The sequence below is a fragment of the Nocardioides sp. SYSU D00038 genome (assembly GCF_016924665.1).
GTDB lineage: Bacteria > Actinomycetota > Actinomycetes > Propionibacteriales > Nocardioidaceae > Nocardioides.
This window is the reverse complement of record NZ_JAFFJT010000010.1, coordinates 166,503-182,961: the sequence shown is the minus strand read 5'-3', so window position 1 is coordinate 182,961 and position 16,459 is coordinate 166,503. Positions and strand designations below refer to the sequence as shown.

Genomic DNA, 16,459 nt, shown 5'->3' with positions numbered 1-16,459 from the left:
ACTTCAGGGGGTACGGGTAGTCCAACCCCACGAACAGCCTACGCGTTCCCCCCACCCCGGCCAGGGTGGTCCGCTGAGAGCGAACACGACCCCGACCGGCTCCGGCCGGGGCCCGGGCCGTTAGTTCTTGTGGCCGATCACCTGGTAGTCGCGGCACAGGATCGGCTTGGTCTTCTCGGGGGTGACGTCGATGCTCGAGATCTCGTCCTCGAGCTGACCCTTGACCTTGTTGTTGCCCAGGTCGGCGTCGTGGCTGTAGGGACGCACGCAGTACCAGCTGTAGTACGGCGCGTGGTCGTCCCAGTCGTACTCCTTGTTGACGTAGATCTTGACCCAGTACGGCGTCTTGTTGACGAAGCTCGACATGTCGTCGCCGAAGTCGCCGCCGGGGCCGAAGTCGCAGCCGGCGCAGGAGTCGTTGTGGAGGTTCGTGTCGTAGCCCTTGCGCGCCTCCGAGTGCCCCTCGTAGCCGTCGTCCTGCCACATCGTGAAGTAGCCCTTGCGGCCCTCGTCGATCTTGGCGCTGGCGGGGGTGGCGACGGTCAGGGACGCGACGAGCGCGGTCGCGGATGCGACCAGCACCGCGCGGGCGGACGTAGGGATCATGGGGAACCTCCGGCTCGGGGGCCCGCGACGACGGGCCGGTCTGCGACCTCCTACCCCGCACGGTCCCCGTCCATGCCCGTGCCCGTGCCACCGACATCCCCCCGGTACGACGACGCCGGGCCGCCCCTGGTGCGGGGCGGCCCGGCGGGCGTGGGTCAGCCGGCGCGGGTCAGCGGGCGTGAGTCAGGGGAGTCGCGATCAGTGCGCGGCCTCGTAGGCCTGCCGGACCTCGGCGGAGACCCGGCCGCGGTCGGGGACCTCGAAGCCGTTCTCGCGGGCCCACTCGCGGATCTCCTTGGGGCTGGCCCCGCCGGAGGCGCCGGCGCTCGAGCCCGACGACCGGCGGCCACCGCCGCGGCGGCCGCCCCCGGTGACCTTGCGGCCGTGGGAGACGTAGAGGGCGAGCGCGTCGCGCAGGGCCGCGGCGTTCTTGTCGTTGAGGTCGATCTCGTAGGTCGTGCCGTCCAGCGCGAACGTCACGGTCTCGCTGGCGTCGGAGCCGTCGATGTCGTCCTCGAGGACGATGTGCACCTTCTGTGCCATGGGGAGCGATCTCTTTTCTGGCGTCGGGAGACGAATTGCTGACTGCCGGAGATTATCGCCGACAAAGGGTGCCGCACGCCAATTCGCGATAACCGGCCGGAAACGGCCACGATATCGACCTGCTAAACATCCGTGCCCAAAAAGGGAATTGTGGTCAGGTGTTGCGCCGGAATACCAGCTCGAGCCCCTGCAGGGTCAGCCACGGTGCGTCGACGGTGAAGCAGGTGCACTCGCCGGCGACCAGCGGCGCGAGGTAGCCGGTGGAGATCACCGCGACCTCCTCGGCCGGCACGCCCAGCTCGGCGACCATCCGGGCGACCATGCCCTCGACCTGGGCCGCGACGCCGAAGAGGACGCCGGACTGGAGCGCCTCGACGGTGTTCTTGGCGATCACCGAGCGCGGCCTGGCCAGCTCGACCTTGCGCAGCTGGGCGCCGCGGCGGCCGAGCGCCTCGAGCGAGATCTCGATGCCGGGCGTGATCGCGCCGCCGACGTACTGGCCCTGCGCGCTCACCACGTCGTACGTGGTGGCGGTGCCGCCGAAGTCGACCACCACCGCCGGACCGCCGTGCAGGGTGGCCGCGGCCAGGGCGTTGATGATCCGGTCGGAGCCAACCTCGCGGGGGTTGTCCATCAGCACCGGGACGCCGGTGCGGATGCCCGGCTCGACCACGAGGTGGGGCACCTCCCCGAAGTGGCGGGTCAGCATGTCGCGCCACTCCTGCAGCACCGCCGGCACCGTCGCGCAGACCGCGACACCGGTGACGTCGTCGAGGGCCGGTCCGAGCAGGCCGCGGAGCAGCACCAGCCAGTCGTCGGAGGTGCGTCGCTCGTCGGTCGCCACCCGCCAGTCGGCGCCCATTTCGCCGTCGGCCACCAGGCCGAGGATCGTGTGGCTGTTGCCGATGTCGGCGGCGAGGAGCGTCACGGCCGGGGGTCCTCGTCGAGGTCGAACCCGAGGTCGAAGACCGTGACCGAGTGGGTCAGTGCACCCACGGAGATGAAGTCGACGCCGGTGGCGGCCACCTCGCGGGCCCGCTCCAGGGTGAGGCCGCCCGACGCCTCGAGGGTGGCGCGGCCGGCGGTGATCTCGACCGCCTCGGCCATCGTCGCGCTCGGCATGTTGTCGAGCAGGATCTCGGTGCAGCCCGCCTCGAGCAGCTCGCGGAGCTGGTCGAGGTCGGTGACCTCGACCTCCACCCGCAGGTCGGGGTACGCCGCCCGCACCGCCTCGAACGCCGGCACCACGCCGCCGGCCGCGACCACGTGGTTGTCCTTGACCATCGCCCGGTCCGCCAGGCTGAACCGGTGGTTCACCCCGCCGCCGCAGCGCACGGCGTACTTCTGCAGCGCGCGCCAGCCCGGCAGCGTCTTGCGGGTGTCGAGCACCCGGGCCCGGGTGCCCTCGAGCGCGGCGACCCAGTGGGAGGTGGCGGTGGCGACGCCGGAGAGGTGGGAGGCGAAGTTGAGCGCGGTGCGCTCGGCAGTGAGCAGCCCCTCGAGCGGCCCCTCGACGCGCAGCACGGTGTCGCCGGCGGCGACCCGGGTGCCGTCGGGCACCCGCGCGGTGACCTCGACGTCGTCGTCGAGGGCGTAGACGAAGGCGAGCTCGGCGATCGCCAGGCCGGCCACCACGCCGGGCTCGCGCGCGACGAAACCGCCGGCGCCGCGACCGGTGGTCGGCACCGCGGCGCTCGTGACGTCGACGCCGTCGCCGGGCAGGTCCTCGGCGAAGGCGTCGGCCACCATCGCGTGCACCCGCTCGGTGTCGAGACCGGCCGCGGTCAGCTCGGCGGTGAGCGTCACCGGCAGGTCGTCGTGGGCGACACGGGCGATCACGTCGGCACCACCGTGGGGTAGGAGGGGTCGGTCGCCGGGGCCGGCACCAGCCGGAGGGTCGGGGCGCCGTCGTCGGAGACCACGTCGACGTGACCGGCGAACCGGACGTCGTCGCGCTCGGGGAAGTCCTCGCGCCAGTGCGACCCGCGGGTCTCCTCGCGCAGCGCGGCGGCCCGCGCCAGCGCCGAGGCCACGGTGAGCAGGTTGGTGGTCTCCCACGACTCCAGGTCGACCACGTCGGCGGTCCGGCCGGCCAGCGCGGTCAGCTCCTCGACGGCCTCGGCGAGCCCGGTGGCGGTGCGCAGCACGCCGACCTTGCCGGTCATCACCTCCTGCAGCTCGCGTCGGGCCGAACCCGGCACCAGGCCGGCGCGGCGCCGGTCGGCGACCGGCTCCGACCAGGGCCGCAGCTCACCGGGCAGCACCGCGGCGATCCGCCGGGAGAACACCAGGCCCTCGAGCAGCGAGTTGGAGGCCAGCCGGTTGGCCCCGTGGACGCCCGAGCAGGCGGCCTCGCCGGTGGCGTAGAGGCCGGGGACGTCGGAGCGTCCCCACAGGTCGGTGCGCACCCCGCCCGAGGCGTAGTGGCAGGCCGGCGCGACCGGGATCAGCTCGGTGACCGGGTCGACGCCGTGGGATCGGCAGGTCGCCAGGATGGTGGGGAACCGACGCTCCCAGAACGCCGCGCCCAGGTGCCGTGCGTCGAGCCACATGTGCGGCTCGCCGGTCTCGAGCATCCGGCGCATGATCGCCTTGGCCACGACGTCGCGGGGGGCGAGGTCGGCCAGCGGGTGCTCGCCCTGCATGAACCGCCGACCGTCGGAGTCGACGAGGAACGCGCCCTCGCCGCGGACGGCCTCGGAGATCAGCGGCTGCTGGCCCCGCGACTCCGGGCCGAGGTACATCACCGTGGGGTGGAACTGCACGAACTCCAGGTCGCGCAGCGTCGCACCGGCCCGCAGCGCCAGCGCCATGCCGTCGCCGGTCGCGACGGCGGGGTTGGTGGTCTGGGAGAAGACCTGCCCGAGGCCGCCCGAGGCCAGGACGACGGCGCGGCAGTGGACGGCGCCGACGCCGTCGCGCTGCCCCTCGCCCATCACGTGGAGGGTGACGCCGGCGACCCCGCCGCCGGCGTCGAGCAGCAGGTCGACGGCCAGCGCGTGCTGCACGACCTCGATCTCGGGCGAGACCTCGATCGCGGCGATCAACGCCCGCTGGATCTCGGCGCCGGTGGCGTCGCCGCCGGCGTGGGCGATCCGGTCGCGGTGGTGGCCCCCCTCGCGGGTGAGCGACAGCTCGCCGTCGGGGCTGTGGTCGAAGTTGGTGCCGAGCGCGATCAGCTCGCGCACGGCGTCGGGGCCCTCGGTGACCAGCACCCGCACCGCCTCGAGATCGCAGGCACCGGCGCCGGCCACCAGGGTGTCGACCTCGTGCTCGGCCGGCGTGTCGCCCGGCCCCAGCGCGGCGGCGATCCCGCCCTGCGCCCACTGGGTCGACCCGGCGTTGAGCACGTCCTTGGTGACGACCAGGACGGTGCCGACGTCGGGGGCGTCGCGCAGCCGCAGGGCCGCGGTCAGCCCGGCGATGCCGGAGCCGATCACGACGACGTCGGCGCGCGTGGTCCAGCCGGGGTCCGACGCGCTGAGGCGACCGGGCACCCGTGGTGCGGGCGGGAACGGCATCCGAGCAGGCTAGCGGGCCGCGGTGGTGTCGCCGCGGACCAGTCCGTGGCCGTCGAAGGTCTCGGCGGGGTCGAACCCGGTCGCGAGGATCCTGTTGTCGGCGTCGACGAACACCACGTGCGGCTGGTGCTCGCGGGCCTCGGCGGTCTCCATCTGGCCGTAGCCGATGAGGATGACGACGTCGCCGGGGTGGACCAGCCGGGCCGCGGCGCCGTTGATGCCGATCACGCCGGACCCGCGCTCGCCCGCGATCGTGTAGGTCTCCAGGCGGGCGCCGTTGGTGACGTCGACGATGTGGACGAGCTCGCCGGGCAGCAGGTCGGCGGCGTCGAGGAGGTCCTCGTCGACGGTGACCGAGCCCACGTAGTGCAGGTCCGCCTGGGTCACGGTGGCCCGGTGGATCTTGCTCTTCATCATGGTGCGCAGCATCACTGACTCACTTCGGTGGTAGGGGCGGAGAGCACGAGCGGCAGGTTGTCGATCAGGCGGGTGGCGCCGAGCCGGGCGGCGACGAGGATCCGGGCCTCGGTGCCGGGCGGCACGTCGGCGGGCAGCTGCTCGAGGTCGGGCGTGCGGAGCTCGAGGTAGTCGAGGTCGACCTCCCCGGCGGTGCGGAGCTCGGCACGCGCGGCGTCGAGGGCCGCGGCGGCGCCGTACCTCGCCTCCTCGCGGGCGGCCCGCAGCGCCCGGCTCAGCACGGTGGCCTCGTGGCGCTGCTCGGCCTCGAGGTAGCGGTTGCGGCTCGAGAGCGCCAGGCCGTCGTCCTCGCGCCGGGTCTCCGCGCCGACGACCTCGACGCCCTGGCACAGGTCGGCGACCATCCGCCGGATCAGCACCAGCTGCTGGTAGTCCTTCTCGCCGAAGACCGCGACGTCGGGGCGGACCAGGCCGAACAGCTTGGCCACCACGGTCAGCACGCCGCGGAAGTGGCCCGGGCGGGTGCGACCCTCGAGCTCGGTGGCGAGCGGTCCGGGCTCGACGGTCACCTGGGGGTCGCCGCCGGGGTAGACCTCGTCTACCGACGGCGCGAAGACCACGTCGACGCCCTCGGCGGCGCAGACCTCCAGGTCGGCGGCCAGGGTGCGGGGGTAGCGGTCGAGGTCCTCCCCCGCGCCGAACTGGAGCGGGTTGACGAACACCGACACCACGACCGGCCCGTCGTCGACGTGCTTGCGCGCGAGGGCCATCAGGCTGGCGTGCCCCTCGTGGAGCGCGCCCATGGTCGGCACCAGGCCGACCCGGCGGCCGGCAGCGCGGGCCGGCGCGAGCAGGTGTGAGAGCTCCTCGCGGCTGTGCACGAGGACCGGTGGGGTGGTCATCGGGGCTGGGAGACCTCGGGGGCGACCGCGGCGTCGAGCAGCGCCACGATCCGGAGCGCCCGGATCGGCAGCAGCCGGCCGTCGGTGACCGCGCGATCGAGGGTGGCCCGGGCCATCTGCACGTACGACGCCAGCGTCTGCGGCGCGTTGGCGCGCACGTCGTCGAGGTGGGCCGCCACCGTGCCGACGTCGCCGCGCACGATCGGGCCGGTCAGCGCCGCGTCACCCTGCTCGAGGGCGTTGTCGAGGGCGGCCGTCAGCAGCGGGCGCAGGGTGCCAGCGGGGTCGTCCGCACCGGCGGCGGAGAGGATCTCCATCGCCTCGGTCACCAGCGTGACGAGGTGGTTGGCACCGTGGGCCAGCCCGGCGTGGTAGAGCGTGCGCATCTCCTCGGGCACCCACATCGGGCGACCGCCGAGGTCGGCGACCAGGCCCTCGGCCAGCGCGCGCTCGCCCTCGCCCGCGGTCAGCCCGAAGACGCAGCCGGACAGCCGCTCGAGGTCGGTGGCGGTGCCGGTGAAGGTCATCGCGGGGTGCAGGGCGACCACCCGGGCGCCCACCTCGACGGCGGGCGCCAGGACGGCCAGGCCGTGCCTCCCGGAGGTGTGCACGACGTACTGGCCGTCGTGGAGCGCGCCGCTGGCGGCGAGCATCGAGACGACGTTGGGCAGCATGTCGTCGGGCACCGTGAGCAGCAGCAGCTCGCTGGCCCGGGCCACCGCGGTGGGCTTGTCGTGGGCGACGCCGGGCAGCAGGGCGGCGATCCGGCCCCGGGAGGCGTCGGACTCACCGGCGGCGGCGACGACCTCGTGGCCGGCGGTGCGGAGGGCGGCGGAGAGGACGGCGCCGACGCGACCGGCGCCGATGACGCCGACCCGCAGGGCAGGGCGGTGGGACATGCTCGAACCTTTCGTTCCAGTCCCTCCGACCACCCCTCGCGGGGCCGGTGTGGGTACCAGACGGCCTGGTTGTGACATCCGTGCAACACCGACCCTACGCCGGGCCCTTCCCGTCGCGTCAGTGGTTCGCCACGTGACGTACCCGACACCGGCGGGTGGCTAGGGCAGTCCCACCTGGAGCGGGCGCGGGGCGCGGGGCAGCCAGTCGTGGGTGACGTGGTCGACGACGTGGACCCCGGGCGGGGCGGTGATCTCGTGGACGCCCTCGGGCACCCGGCCCTCGAGCAGCGCGTTGTAGACCGCCCACTCGCGGCGCTTGCGCTTGTTGCGGAACGACGTCGCGAACGACGACGGATCGGTCCAGTGGGCGAACTCGTCGCCGTCGAGGTACTTCAGCTCCACGCACAGCCCGTGCGGCAGCCCGATCGAGCGCACCGGCTCCGGCGTCGTGCGGATCTCCCACTCGTAGGCCTTGGTGAACACGAAGTCCGGGCCGACCGGGAAGCCCCACTCCTCGGCGTTGCGCAGGCCGAGGTCGAGGTAGCCCTTGGTGTCGGACTCGAGGTAGAGCCCGTGCCGCGGCACCCGGATGATCGACTGCACGTCGCCGACCTGCCAACCGAGGTCCTGGATCGAGACCTCCCCCTCGGTGGTGAGCACCATGTCGCCGTCCCACTTCCAGGAGTAGCGGGTGGTGACCTGGCTGAAGCACCAGTTGTAAAAGTACGGCAGCGAGTGGACGCTCAGCTCGTCGGTCGCGAGGTGCTCGGCGCCGGCGCGCGCGACCTTGAAGGGGTACGACGCCTGCTGCAGCTTGTCGGCGAGCCCGGCCCGGGCGGCGGCGTCGGCGGCGACCTCCGGGGTGCCGTCGGTCGAGCCGTTGTCGACGACCAGCACGTGGTCGCAGGCGCGCAGCAGCGGCGGCAGCACGAACGGCAGCGACCGGGCCTCGTCCTTGACCCGTAGCACCGCGGTGGTGCCCGGGCGCAGCCCCTCGGCGCGGGTCCAGGGCCAGGTGATGTCGAACTCGGTGTGCCCCTCGAGGTTGGTCAACCCGGCGGCGCGCTGCCCGGGGGCGCTCACCGGGTGCGCCCGGCCAGGCGGCGCAGGCCGCGCCGCACCGGGCCCGGCACCATCGCCCGCAGCCCGTGCGGCACCCGGTCGGCGCCGCGCCGCTGCGGGAGGGCTGCCCGCTGGGCCTTCTTCAGCTGCTGCTCCACCGCGACGACCGACGAGCGCGAGATCGCGGCCGACTCCTCGTAGAGGTCGACGTAGGCCTCGCGGAGCTGGTCGAGGGTCGCGTGCACCTCGGGGACGTCGCCGCCGGGGTCGGCGAGCCGGTTGAGCTCGGCCCAGGTCTGGGCGGTGAGTTCGTGCAGCCGGCGCGGCAGCCCGAGGTCGTCGAGCGACTGGCTCATCCGGCGCAGGCTGGGGTCGACGAACCGGTGGCCGTCGCGGATCGCCTCGGAGTCGGCGTGCAGCACGTGCTGGAGCTGGAGCGTCTCGCCGACGTGCATCGTGGTGCGCGTCCAGTCGGTGAGCAGGTCGCCGTAGCGCACGAAGACCCGGCCGCCGTCGGCCACCGACTCCCGGGTGGCCCGCTCGGTGTGCAGCAGCATGTTGAGCCACGAGGCGGTGAGGTGGGCGGCGCCGAGCTTGTTGGCGTAGTAGGTCTGCTTGCTGCCCACCACCTCGGCGGGCGGTCGGAGCATGGTCGCGAAGACCGGGGTGGCGCCGGTGCGTACCGCGGCGACCCGCCACAGGCCCAGGAACCAGCTCAACCGAGGGTCCTTGACCACCAGCTCGCGGGAGACCTCGAAGTGGCCGTCGAGCCACTCCGCCGCGCGGATCCGCTCGGGCTCGCGGGTCGAGACCCGGCCGGTCTCGAACCACGCCTCGGGCCGCGAGTCGCTGACCTGGACGCCGGCCTCCTTGAGCAGCCGGTCGTGGTTGTCGACCACCCAGCGGGGCTCGCCGAAGCCCTTGGGGTTGGTCTCGTCGGCCACGACCTCGGGTCGCGGCACGTGCAGGCCGAGGATCTGCATCAGACCGGCCAGGGTGCTGGTGCCGCTGCGCCCGGCGCCGGCGACGAACAGCACCCGACGGGGATAGTCGGACGCGTTGGGGTCGCTGGGGCGCTCGCTCACGACTCGACAGACTAACGGTGGCGGGGCCGCGGCCCCGCATCGCGCTCGCTACGGTCTGCGCATGAGGTTGGCCCGCCGCCGCGCCCCGCTCGTGAGCGTCGTGGTGCCGGCGTACGACGTCGCGGCGTACCTGCCCGCCTGCCTCGACAGCATCCTCGGCCAGACCCACGACCGGCTCGAGGTCGTGGTGGTCGACGACGGCAGCCCCGACGACTCCGGCGCGATCGCGGAGGCGTACGCCGCACGCGACCCGCGGGTGCGCGTCGTCCACACCGGCAACCGCGGCCTCGGGGCGGCCCGCAACGAGGGGCTGCGGCACGTCACCGGCGACCTGGTGACGTTCGCCGACTCCGACGACGTGGTGCCGCCCGACGCCTACGCCACGCTGGTGGGCCACCAGCGCCGCGCCGGGTCGGACTTCGTCGTCGGCTCGATCGCCCGGCTGGTCGGCGGCGACCTCGAGGAGCCGCGCTGGATGCGGCGGCTGCACCGCACCCGTATCGACGTCGTGATCGACACCGAGCCCGAGCTGCTCGGCGACGTGTTCGCGTGGAACAAGCTGTTCGTCACCGACTTCTGGCGCGGCGCGGGGCTGGCCTGGCCGGAGGGGGTCCGCTACGAGGACCAGCCGACCACGACCCGCGCCTACCTCCGCGCCCGGCGGTTCACGGTCGCGCCGGAGGTCGTCTACCACTGGCGGATCCGCGACGACGGCAGCTCGATCACCCAGCAGCGCTCCTCGCTGCGCGACCTCGAGGACCGCTGGGAGACCAAGCGGATGGCCCTCGCCTCGGTGCTCGACTACGGCTCCGCCAAGGTCACCGCGGTCTTCCGGGACCGGGTGCTCGCCGGCGACCTGCACCGCTACTTCGACGAGATCCCCGGCTGCGACGACGCGTGGTGGGAGCTCCTGGTCGCCGGCGTGCGCGAGCTGTGGGCCGGCCGCGGCCTGGTCCGCTCCGGCCTGGTGCCGGCACACCGGCTGGTCGGCTGGCTGGTCGAGCACGACCGCCGGCCCGAGGCCACCCTCGTCGTCGAGCGGCTGCACGAGCTCGGCGGCCTCCCCCGCGTCGACACCCCGGCGGGCCGCCGCGTCGACGTCCCCGGCCTCGACGTCCGCACCATCGACCCCGCGGCCCTCCTGCTCCGCGACGACGAGCGCTGACCCGCTGCGCTGGTTGAGGAAGTTGCGCTAGCAACTGTCTCGAAACCCCCGCCGGCCGAGCGCCCTCCGGTGCCCCGCGCTGGTTGAGGTGCGAGCGGAGCGAGCCTCGAAACCCCCGCCGGCCGAACGCCCTCCGGTGGGGACGGGAGGGCTCCCGGCTCACCGGGTCTCGAGGCTCAGGCCTAAGCGGCCTTCGCACCTCGACCAACGCCACCCACCGCTGGTTGAGGTGCGAGCGAAGCGAGCCTCGAAACCCCCGCCGGCCGAATGCCCTGCGCTAGGGACGGGAGGGCTTCCGTCTCACCGGGTCTCGAGGCTCAGGCCTGGCGGCCTTCGCACCTCGACCAGCGCCAGCCGGGCTGCCGCGCCACAGGGCACGGAGGCGGCGGAGCGACGAGCGGCGTTCGGCACGTAGACGGCGGCGTGGCGCCGAAGCGGTGGCCGGGGGACGGCAGGGCAGCGTCCGGCGACACGGCAACGAGTGCCGAACGACGTCCGGCGCCCAGCAGCCGCAGTGCCCACCACGCGCGGCACCCCGCACCCGTCCACACCACAGTCACCCACCCCCGCGGATCACCCCACCCACAGTCAGCCCCCGCCCGAGCCCCGTCCCCGGAGTCGCCACCGACGGCGGGGGGTCGGCTCACCCGGTCTCGACGACGCTCGCTGGTGCTCGCTGCTCGACCAGCGGCCTGCGCGGTAGCGTCACGACCGTGATGCCCCGGGCCGACGAGGTGGCGCAGTGCTACGTCGACAACAGCTGGCTGTGCGGGCGCTACTGGAGCGACTACCGGCCCGAGCTGGTCGACGCCACCGTGCAGCACCTGTGGATCACGGTCGTCTCGGTGCTGGCCGGGCTGGCGGTCGCCGTACCGCTGGCGCTGCTCGCGCGCCGCAGCCCGCGGCTGGAGTCGCTCGTGGTCGGCGGCACCACGATCATCTACACGATCCCGTCGCTGGCGCTGTTCTCGCTGCTGCTGCCGTTCACGGGGCTGTCGCCGACCACCGTGGTGATCGGGCTGGCGCTGTACTCCCTGACGATCCTGGTGCGCAACGTGCTGGCTGGCCTGCGCGCGGTGCCGGACGAGGTGCGCGAGTCGGCGGTCGGCATGGGCTACGCACCGCTCCGGCTGCTCACGCGGGTCGAGCTCCCGCTGGCGCTGCCGGTGATCTGGGCCGGGCTGCGGGTCGCCACGGTCTCGACGGTGGCACTGGTGACCGTCGGCTCGATCGTGTCGTACGGCGGCCTGGGCAACCTGCTGCTGCGCGCGGTCGGCAACCAGTTCAAGGCGCAGATCCTCGCCGCCAGCCTGCTGTGCGTGGCACTGGCGCTCGTGCTCGACGTGGTGCTGGTCGTCGCCCAGCGGTTCCTCACCCCCTGGACGCGCCGTGCTGGGTGACGTCCTCGACTACCTCACCGACGGGGCGAACTGGTCGGGGGAGACCGGCATCGGCGCGTTCGCCGTCCAGCAGCTGCTGCTGACCGTGACCGCGCTGGCCGCGGCGATGCTGCTGGGCCTGCCGATCGCGCTGTGGCTGGGACACCTGCGCCGCGGCGGCTTCCTCGCGGTCAACGTCTCCAACATCGGGCGTGCGGTGCCGGTCTTCGCCGTGCTGCTGGTGCTCTCGCTGGGCCCGGTCGGGTCCGGCGAGCTCGGGCCGTACGGCCGCGCCGGGCTCGCGACGCTGGTGGCGCTGGTGCTCTTCGCCCTGCCGCCGCTGATCACGAACGCCTACGTCGGCATGACCGAGGTCGACCGCGACGTGGTCGAGGCCGCACGCGGGATGGGGATGAGCGGCCGGAAGGTCTTCACCACCGTGGAGCTGCCGCTGGCGATCCCGGTGGTGATGACCGGCGTGCGCCTCGCGCTGGTGCAGGTGTGGGCGACGGCGACGATCGCCGCGCTGGTCGCCGGGCCCGGCCTGGGCCGCGTGATCACCCGGGGCTTCGCCAACCAGAGCACGGCCGAGGTGGTGTCCGGTGCGGTGCTGGTCGCCGCCGGCGCCCTCGTGCTCGAGGGGCTCGCCGTGCTGGTGGAGCGGGCGGTCGACCCGATGCGGCGCGCCGGTCGCGCGACCCGGGGCCGTCCGCTGCCGACCGCCTGACCGCCGACCCGCACGTCACCGCTTCGTCATCTTTGCGGGAACACGGTGTCGGTGGAGGTGGTTAGGGTGACGACTGCGGGTGCCACGGGGTACCCATCGGACACGCGCGGAGCCTCGGCGCCGCGGGACACAGAAGGTGGTTGCTCATGCGGATCCTGCGCACCCTCACCACGACGGCGGCCGCCGCCGTCCTCCTCGCCGCGGCCGGCTGCGGCGGCGACGACCTCGAGTCGGGCGGCGACGGCGGCTCGGGCGGCTCGGGCAGTGACGACAAGGGCACGGTCGTGGTCGGCGGCCAGGACTTCACCGAGATGCAGGTGATGGCCGCGATCTACGAGCAGCTGCTCGAGGACGACGGTTACACCGTCGAGACCAAGCTCGTCACGACCCGCGACGTCTACCTGCCCGAGCTGGCGAGCGGCGGCGTCGACATCGTGCCCGACTACCTCGCGGGGCTCACCGACTTCCTCCACACCGCCAAGAACGGTCCCGACGCCGAGCCGGTGTCGAGCAACGACCCCGACGCCACCCTGGCCGCGCTGGAGCCGCTGGCCGAGGAGGAGGGCATCGCGATCCTCCCGCCGTCGGACGCCACCGACCAGAACGCCTTCTTCGTCACCCAGGAGTACGCCGACCAGAACGACCTCGAGACGCTGTCCGACCTGGCCGCCCTCGGGCAGCCGATCAAGCTGGGCGCCCCCGAGGACTGCGAGGGTCGATCCGACTGCGAGGGCGGGCTGACCAACGTCTACGGGCTCGACATCACCGAGATCGTGCCGCTCGACTTCGGCAGCAGCCAGGTCAAGGACGCCGTCGCCAACGGCGAGGTCCAGCTCGGCGAGACCGGCACCACCGACGCCAGCCTGGAGCAGCTCGGCCTGGTGCTGCTCGAGGACGACAAGGGCATCCAGCCCGCCCAGAACCTCACCCCGGCGATCAACGCGGAGTTCCTGGCCGACAACCCCGACCTCGAGGACCTGTTCAACGAGCTCTCCGAGGCGCTCACCACCGAGGACCTGGCCGACATGAACCTCCAGGTCGACCTCGAGCGCAAGAAGCCGGCCGACGTCGCGGCGGCGTTCCTGGAGGACAAGGGCCTCCTCTGAGGAGGCCTCCCGCCATGGCGACGACCTCGATGATCCGGCTCGCGGGGGTCGGCAAGACCTACGACGACGGCACGGTCGCCGTACGCGCGCTCGACCTCGACGTCGGCCCCGGCGAGCTGGTCTGCCTGGTCGGGCCGTCGGGCTGCGGCAAGTCCACGACCCTGAAGATGATCAACCGCCTGATCGAGCCCACCACCGGCACGATCGAGATCGACGGTGTCGACGTGACGACCCAGGATCCCAACTCGCTGCGGCGAGGCATCGGCTACGTCATCCAGCAGGTCGGTCTCTTCCCCCACCAGCGGATCACCACCAACGTGATGACGGTGCCGCTGCTCTACGGCGAGTCGAGGGCCACCGCCCGGGCCCGGGCCCACGAGCTGCTCGACCTGGTGGGGCTCGACCCGGCGACGTTCGGCGACCGCTACCCCCACCAGCTCTCGGGCGGCCAGCGGCAGCGGGTGGGCGTGGCGCGGGCGCTGGCGGCGAACCCGCCGGTGCTGCTGATGGACGAGCCGTTCGGCGCCGTCGACCCGGTGGTGCGGGTGCGGCTGCAGGACGAGTTCCTGCGGCTGCAGCGCGAGCTCGGCAAGACGGTGGTGCTGGTGACCCACGACATCGACGAGGCGGTGCGGATGGGCGACCGGGTGGCGGTGTTCGCCACCGGCGGCCGGCTGGCTCAGTACGGCACCCCGGCCGAGATCCTGGCGCACCCGGCCGACGAGTTCGTGGCCGACTTCGTCGGCTCGACCCGCGGGCTGCGCCGGCTCACCGTGACCCGGATCGACCCCGCCCACCTCGAGCCGCTCGACGGGATCGCCACCGGCGACCTCGCCGCCACCGTGGACGTCTCGGCCACGCTCGAGGAGGCGCTCACCGTGCTGCTGCGCGACGATCGTGCGGTCGTGGGGGTCACCGACGGCGCCCGGTTCGTCGGCGTGCTGACCCCCAACGGGATCCACCATGCGCTGCGTGCCTCGCTGGGGGGGTGACGCGGTTTGTGCCAGAACCACGCAATTGCGTAGTTCTGGTCGATTGCCGGGTGTGCGGGGCGGGTGAATGTGCCGTAACCACGCAATTGCGTAGTTGTGGTCGATTCGGGCGGCCGTGCCCGCGCTGGCAAAGGTCCCGAACAGCTCAATCGCGTGGTTCTGGTCGATTCACCCGTCGCCGGCCGCCGCACCCGGCGGCACCGGCACGTCGCGGTGCCACGACTCGGTGACGTACCTCGTCTCCCAGCCCATCGACGTGTACAGCCCGTCGGCGCCGGTGGAGGAGTCGGCGTCGACCTCGAGACCCACCCGGTCGCGGCCCCGGGCCGCCGCGTCGGCGATGACCGTGCTGAGCAGTCCCTTGGCGACGCCGCGGCCCCGCGCCGCCTCGAGCACGCCGAGGTAGGCGACGTAGCTGCCGTCGGGCCCGGTCGTGCTCTCGACGGCCTCGCCGACCAGGCAGCCGACCGCACGGCGGTGCTCGTCCTCGACCAGCTCGGCCAGCCACCAGTGGTCCCAGCGGTGACCGGGGGTCTCGCGCAGCCGGTGGAGGAACTCCTCGAAGGTCTCCTCGAAGTGGTTGAAGTGGTCGACGAAGGCGTCCTCGAGTACCTCGTGGACCTCGCGCAGGTCGTCGGTGTCGGGCAGCCCGTGGCCGTCGTGCTCGACCAGCCGGAAGACCACGCCGTCGCGGGTCCAGTGCCGCGGGTCGGGCACCAGCGCAGCCTCGTCGGCGCTCACCGGGCGGCTCATCTGCCACCAGGTCCGCACCCGTTCGAAGCCCGCCGCGGCGAGCCAGGCGTGCTGGCGCTCGTCGCCGGCGAAGGCGCCGGTGTCGATCTGCTGCACGTCGAGCCCCCGGGCCGCGCCCACCGCGCGAGCCTGGCCCTCCGCCCACTCGAACAGCACGTCGGAGCAGGCCCGAGCCGTCTCGTCGGCGAGGCCGCGCTCGACGACGTGGACGAACAGCATCCGCCCGCCGGCGCGGTCGTGGACGCTGCCCCAGGCGCGGATCTCGCCCTCGGCGTCGAGCACGACGACGTTCTCGCGGGTGCGCAGCCCGGCCTCGGAGACCTCGACCAGCACGTCCTCGACGCCGGCGCCGGGCCAGCCACGGCCGTGCCGCTCGTGCTCGCGCAGCAGCCGGGTCAGCCGGGCGACCTGGAACCGGTCGGCCGGGTCGGGCGTGCCGACGCCCCACCCCGCGGGCAGCACCGCGGGCTCGCCCACGATCGCGTCGGGGTCGGACTCGAAGCGGGACTCCTCGGGCAGCACGGCGTCCGATTGTGCCTCACCGTCCGTCCGCACCCGGCGGCGGCAACCGTCCGGACCTTTCCGCGAGCCCGTGGCCGGGCGGGCGGGCCGGGATAGTCCCTGACGTGTCCGGGGTACGGCGGCCCCGGGGACCCCGGACACGTCAGGGACTACCGCAGCGGGGCGGGTCGGGCGAAGCGGGCGAGGTGGCGGGTCAGGCGTGCTTGCGCTGCCGGTCGGCAGCCCGCCAGGCGGCGGTGACCGAGTCGAGCTCGGCGCGCAGGGTGGCGACCTCGACCTCGAGCTCGGCGATGCGCAGCCGGGCCTCGCCGGTGCGGAGCTCGCTCTCGGCGAGCTGGACGTCGAGGGCGGCGGCACGGCGGCCCTCGGCGTTGCGACGCCGGGTGGCCTGGGCGGCCCGGCGCTGGGCCGAGGTCAGCGCGACCTCGAGCTCCTCGATGGCCTGCTCGCGCTCGGCGATGCGGGCCTGCATGGTCTCGACGAACGTGGCGGTCTCGGCGGCCCGGATCTCGGCCATCCACCGGTAGCCCTGGGCCTGGGCGGCCCGCTCGGCGGCCGACTCGCGGCGGGTGTCGAGCAGCTCGACGTAGACGAGCCGGGTCGCCGCGGCGCCGAGCGCCACGGCGAGGCAGGCGGCGCCGGTGAGCGCGAGCACGGCGCCGCTGGGGACGGCGACGGCCACGACCAGGCCCGCGAGCAGCAGCAGGCCCACGGCCAGCGAGACGCGGGTGCCGCGCCGACGCTTCCGTGTGACCTGTGTGACTGATGGGGAAGCCATGG

17 protein-coding genes are annotated in these 16,459 nt (G+C 73.6%); 5 read left to right on the top strand and 12 right to left on the bottom strand.

Features of this window, described 5'->3' with window-relative positions; all coding sequences use genetic code 11:
- Positions 1–120 precede the first annotated feature (120 nt).
- The 10 genes from JT721_RS06150 to JT721_RS06105 all read right to left on the bottom strand — a co-directional run bounded on the left by JT721_RS06150 (position 121) and on the right by JT721_RS06105 (position 9,035).
- Complete coding sequence (locus JT721_RS06150; protein WP_205472052.1) at positions 121–606, bottom strand: peptidase inhibitor family I36 protein; 486 nt, start codon at positions 604–606, stop codon at positions 121–123.
- Positions 607–804: 198 nt separating this feature from the next.
- Positions 805–1,149 carry an Lsr2 family protein gene (locus JT721_RS06145; protein WP_205472051.1) on the bottom strand — a complete coding sequence of 115 codons (345 nt, stop codon included), beginning with the start codon at positions 1,147–1,149 and terminating at the stop codon, positions 805–807.
- Between the two features lie 154 nt (positions 1,150–1,303).
- The gene (locus JT721_RS06140) at positions 1,304–2,077 is read right to left on the bottom strand and encodes a type III pantothenate kinase (RefSeq protein WP_205472050.1); all 774 of its coding nucleotides are present in this window, start codon (positions 2,075–2,077) and stop codon (positions 1,304–1,306) included.
- Positions 2,074–2,988, bottom strand: a complete 915-nt coding sequence (gene nadC, locus JT721_RS06135; protein ID WP_307827912.1) for a carboxylating nicotinate-nucleotide diphosphorylase — start codon at positions 2,986–2,988, stop codon at positions 2,074–2,076. Before nadC ends, JT721_RS06140 begins: the two co-directional genes overlap by 4 nt.
- The gene (locus JT721_RS06130) at positions 2,985–4,670 is read right to left on the bottom strand and encodes an L-aspartate oxidase (protein WP_205472049.1); all 1,686 of its coding nucleotides are present in this window, start codon (positions 4,668–4,670) and stop codon (positions 2,985–2,987) included. The genes nadC and JT721_RS06130 overlap by 4 nt, the downstream gene beginning before the upstream one ends.
- Positions 4,671–4,679: 9 nt before the next feature.
- On the bottom strand, positions 4,680–5,099 hold the full coding sequence (panD, locus tag JT721_RS06125) for an aspartate 1-decarboxylase (RefSeq protein ID WP_205472048.1): 420 nt from the start codon (positions 5,097–5,099) through the stop codon (positions 4,680–4,682).
- Entirely contained in the window at positions 5,099–5,989 is an 891-nt protein-coding gene (gene panC / locus JT721_RS06120) for a pantoate--beta-alanine ligase (protein ID WP_205472047.1), read from the bottom strand. The genes panD and panC overlap by 1 nt, the downstream gene beginning before the upstream one ends.
- Positions 5,986–6,888: a Rossmann-like and DUF2520 domain-containing protein gene (locus JT721_RS06115; protein WP_205472046.1), complete on the bottom strand. Its 903-nt coding sequence runs from the start codon at positions 6,886–6,888 to the stop codon at positions 5,986–5,988. Before JT721_RS06115 ends, panC begins: the two co-directional genes overlap by 4 nt.
- Before the next feature lie 159 nt (positions 6,889–7,047).
- Positions 7,048–7,971 (bottom strand): hypothetical protein, encoded by a 924-nt coding sequence (locus JT721_RS06110; protein ID WP_205472045.1) that lies wholly within the window; start codon positions 7,969–7,971, stop codon positions 7,048–7,050.
- A complete protein-coding gene (locus JT721_RS06105) occupies positions 7,968–9,035 on the bottom strand; it encodes a sulfotransferase family protein (protein ID WP_205472044.1) in 1,068 nt (355 codons plus the stop codon). Before JT721_RS06105 ends, JT721_RS06110 begins: the two co-directional genes overlap by 4 nt.
- A 61-nt stretch (positions 9,036–9,096) precedes the next feature.
- Here JT721_RS06105 and JT721_RS06100 point away from each other — a divergent pair, with 61 nt between their 5' ends.
- From JT721_RS06100 to JT721_RS06080, 5 genes are all read left to right on the top strand, one after another.
- Positions 9,097–10,200 (top strand): glycosyltransferase family 2 protein, encoded by a 1,104-nt coding sequence (locus tag JT721_RS06100; protein WP_205472043.1) that lies wholly within the window; start codon positions 9,097–9,099, stop codon positions 10,198–10,200.
- Between the two features lie 716 nt (positions 10,201–10,916).
- A complete protein-coding gene (locus tag JT721_RS06095) occupies positions 10,917–11,600 on the top strand; it encodes an ABC transporter permease (RefSeq protein WP_205472102.1) in 684 nt (227 codons plus the stop codon).
- Positions 11,590–12,306: an ABC transporter permease gene (locus JT721_RS06090; RefSeq protein ID WP_205472042.1), complete on the top strand. Its 717-nt coding sequence runs from the start codon at positions 11,590–11,592 to the stop codon at positions 12,304–12,306. Before JT721_RS06095 ends, JT721_RS06090 begins: the two co-directional genes overlap by 11 nt.
- Before the next feature lie 146 nt (positions 12,307–12,452).
- Complete coding sequence (locus tag JT721_RS06085) at positions 12,453–13,412, top strand: ABC transporter substrate-binding protein (protein WP_205472041.1); 960 nt, start codon at positions 12,453–12,455, stop codon at positions 13,410–13,412.
- Positions 13,413–13,426: 14 nt separating this feature from the next.
- Positions 13,427–14,404, top strand: a complete 978-nt coding sequence (locus JT721_RS06080; RefSeq protein ID WP_205472040.1) for an ATP-binding cassette domain-containing protein — start codon at positions 13,427–13,429, stop codon at positions 14,402–14,404.
- A gap of 168 nt (positions 14,405–14,572) precedes the next feature.
- On the opposite strand, the gene JT721_RS06075 is transcribed toward JT721_RS06080, so the two are convergent.
- A complete protein-coding gene (locus JT721_RS06075) occupies positions 14,573–15,679 on the bottom strand; it encodes a GNAT family N-acetyltransferase (RefSeq protein ID WP_205472039.1) in 1,107 nt (368 codons plus the stop codon).
- Positions 15,680–15,872: 193 nt separating this feature from the next.
- Positions 15,873–16,457, bottom strand: coding sequence for a hypothetical protein (locus tag JT721_RS06070; RefSeq protein ID WP_205472038.1), 585 nt, complete (start codon positions 16,455–16,457; stop codon positions 15,873–15,875).
- Positions 16,458–16,459: the final 2 nt, after the last annotated feature.

Bases quoted from the DNA above. Each gene is read 5' to 3' on its own strand.
- JT721_RS06150 (WP_205472052.1), bottom strand. From the start codon at position 606: ATGATCCCTACGTCCGCCCGCGCGGTGCTGGTCGCATCCGCGACCGCG.
- JT721_RS06130 (WP_205472049.1), bottom strand. From the start codon at position 4,670: ATGCCGTTCCCGCCCGCACCACGGGTGCCCGGTCGCCTCAGCGCGTCG.
- JT721_RS06145 (WP_205472051.1), bottom strand. From the start codon at position 1,149: ATGGCACAGAAGGTGCACATCGTCCTCGAGGACGACATCGACGGCTCC.
- JT721_RS06080 (WP_205472040.1), top strand. From the start codon at position 13,427: ATGGCGACGACCTCGATGATCCGGCTCGCGGGGGTCGGCAAGACCTAC.
- JT721_RS06085 (WP_205472041.1), top strand. From the start codon at position 12,453: ATGCGGATCCTGCGCACCCTCACCACGACGGCGGCCGCCGCCGTCCTC.
- JT721_RS06070 (WP_205472038.1), bottom strand. From the start codon at position 16,457: ATGGCTTCCCCATCAGTCACACAGGTCACACGGAAGCGTCGGCGCGGC.
- JT721_RS06100 (WP_205472043.1), top strand. From the start codon at position 9,097: ATGAGGTTGGCCCGCCGCCGCGCCCCGCTCGTGAGCGTCGTGGTGCCG.
- panC (WP_205472047.1), bottom strand. From the start codon at position 5,989: ATGACCACCCCACCGGTCCTCGTGCACAGCCGCGAGGAGCTCTCACAC.
- JT721_RS06095 (WP_205472102.1), top strand. From the start codon at position 10,917: ATGCCCCGGGCCGACGAGGTGGCGCAGTGCTACGTCGACAACAGCTGG.
- panD (WP_205472048.1), bottom strand. From the start codon at position 5,099: ATGCTGCGCACCATGATGAAGAGCAAGATCCACCGGGCCACCGTGACC.
- JT721_RS06115 (WP_205472046.1), bottom strand. From the start codon at position 6,888: ATGTCCCACCGCCCTGCCCTGCGGGTCGGCGTCATCGGCGCCGGTCGC.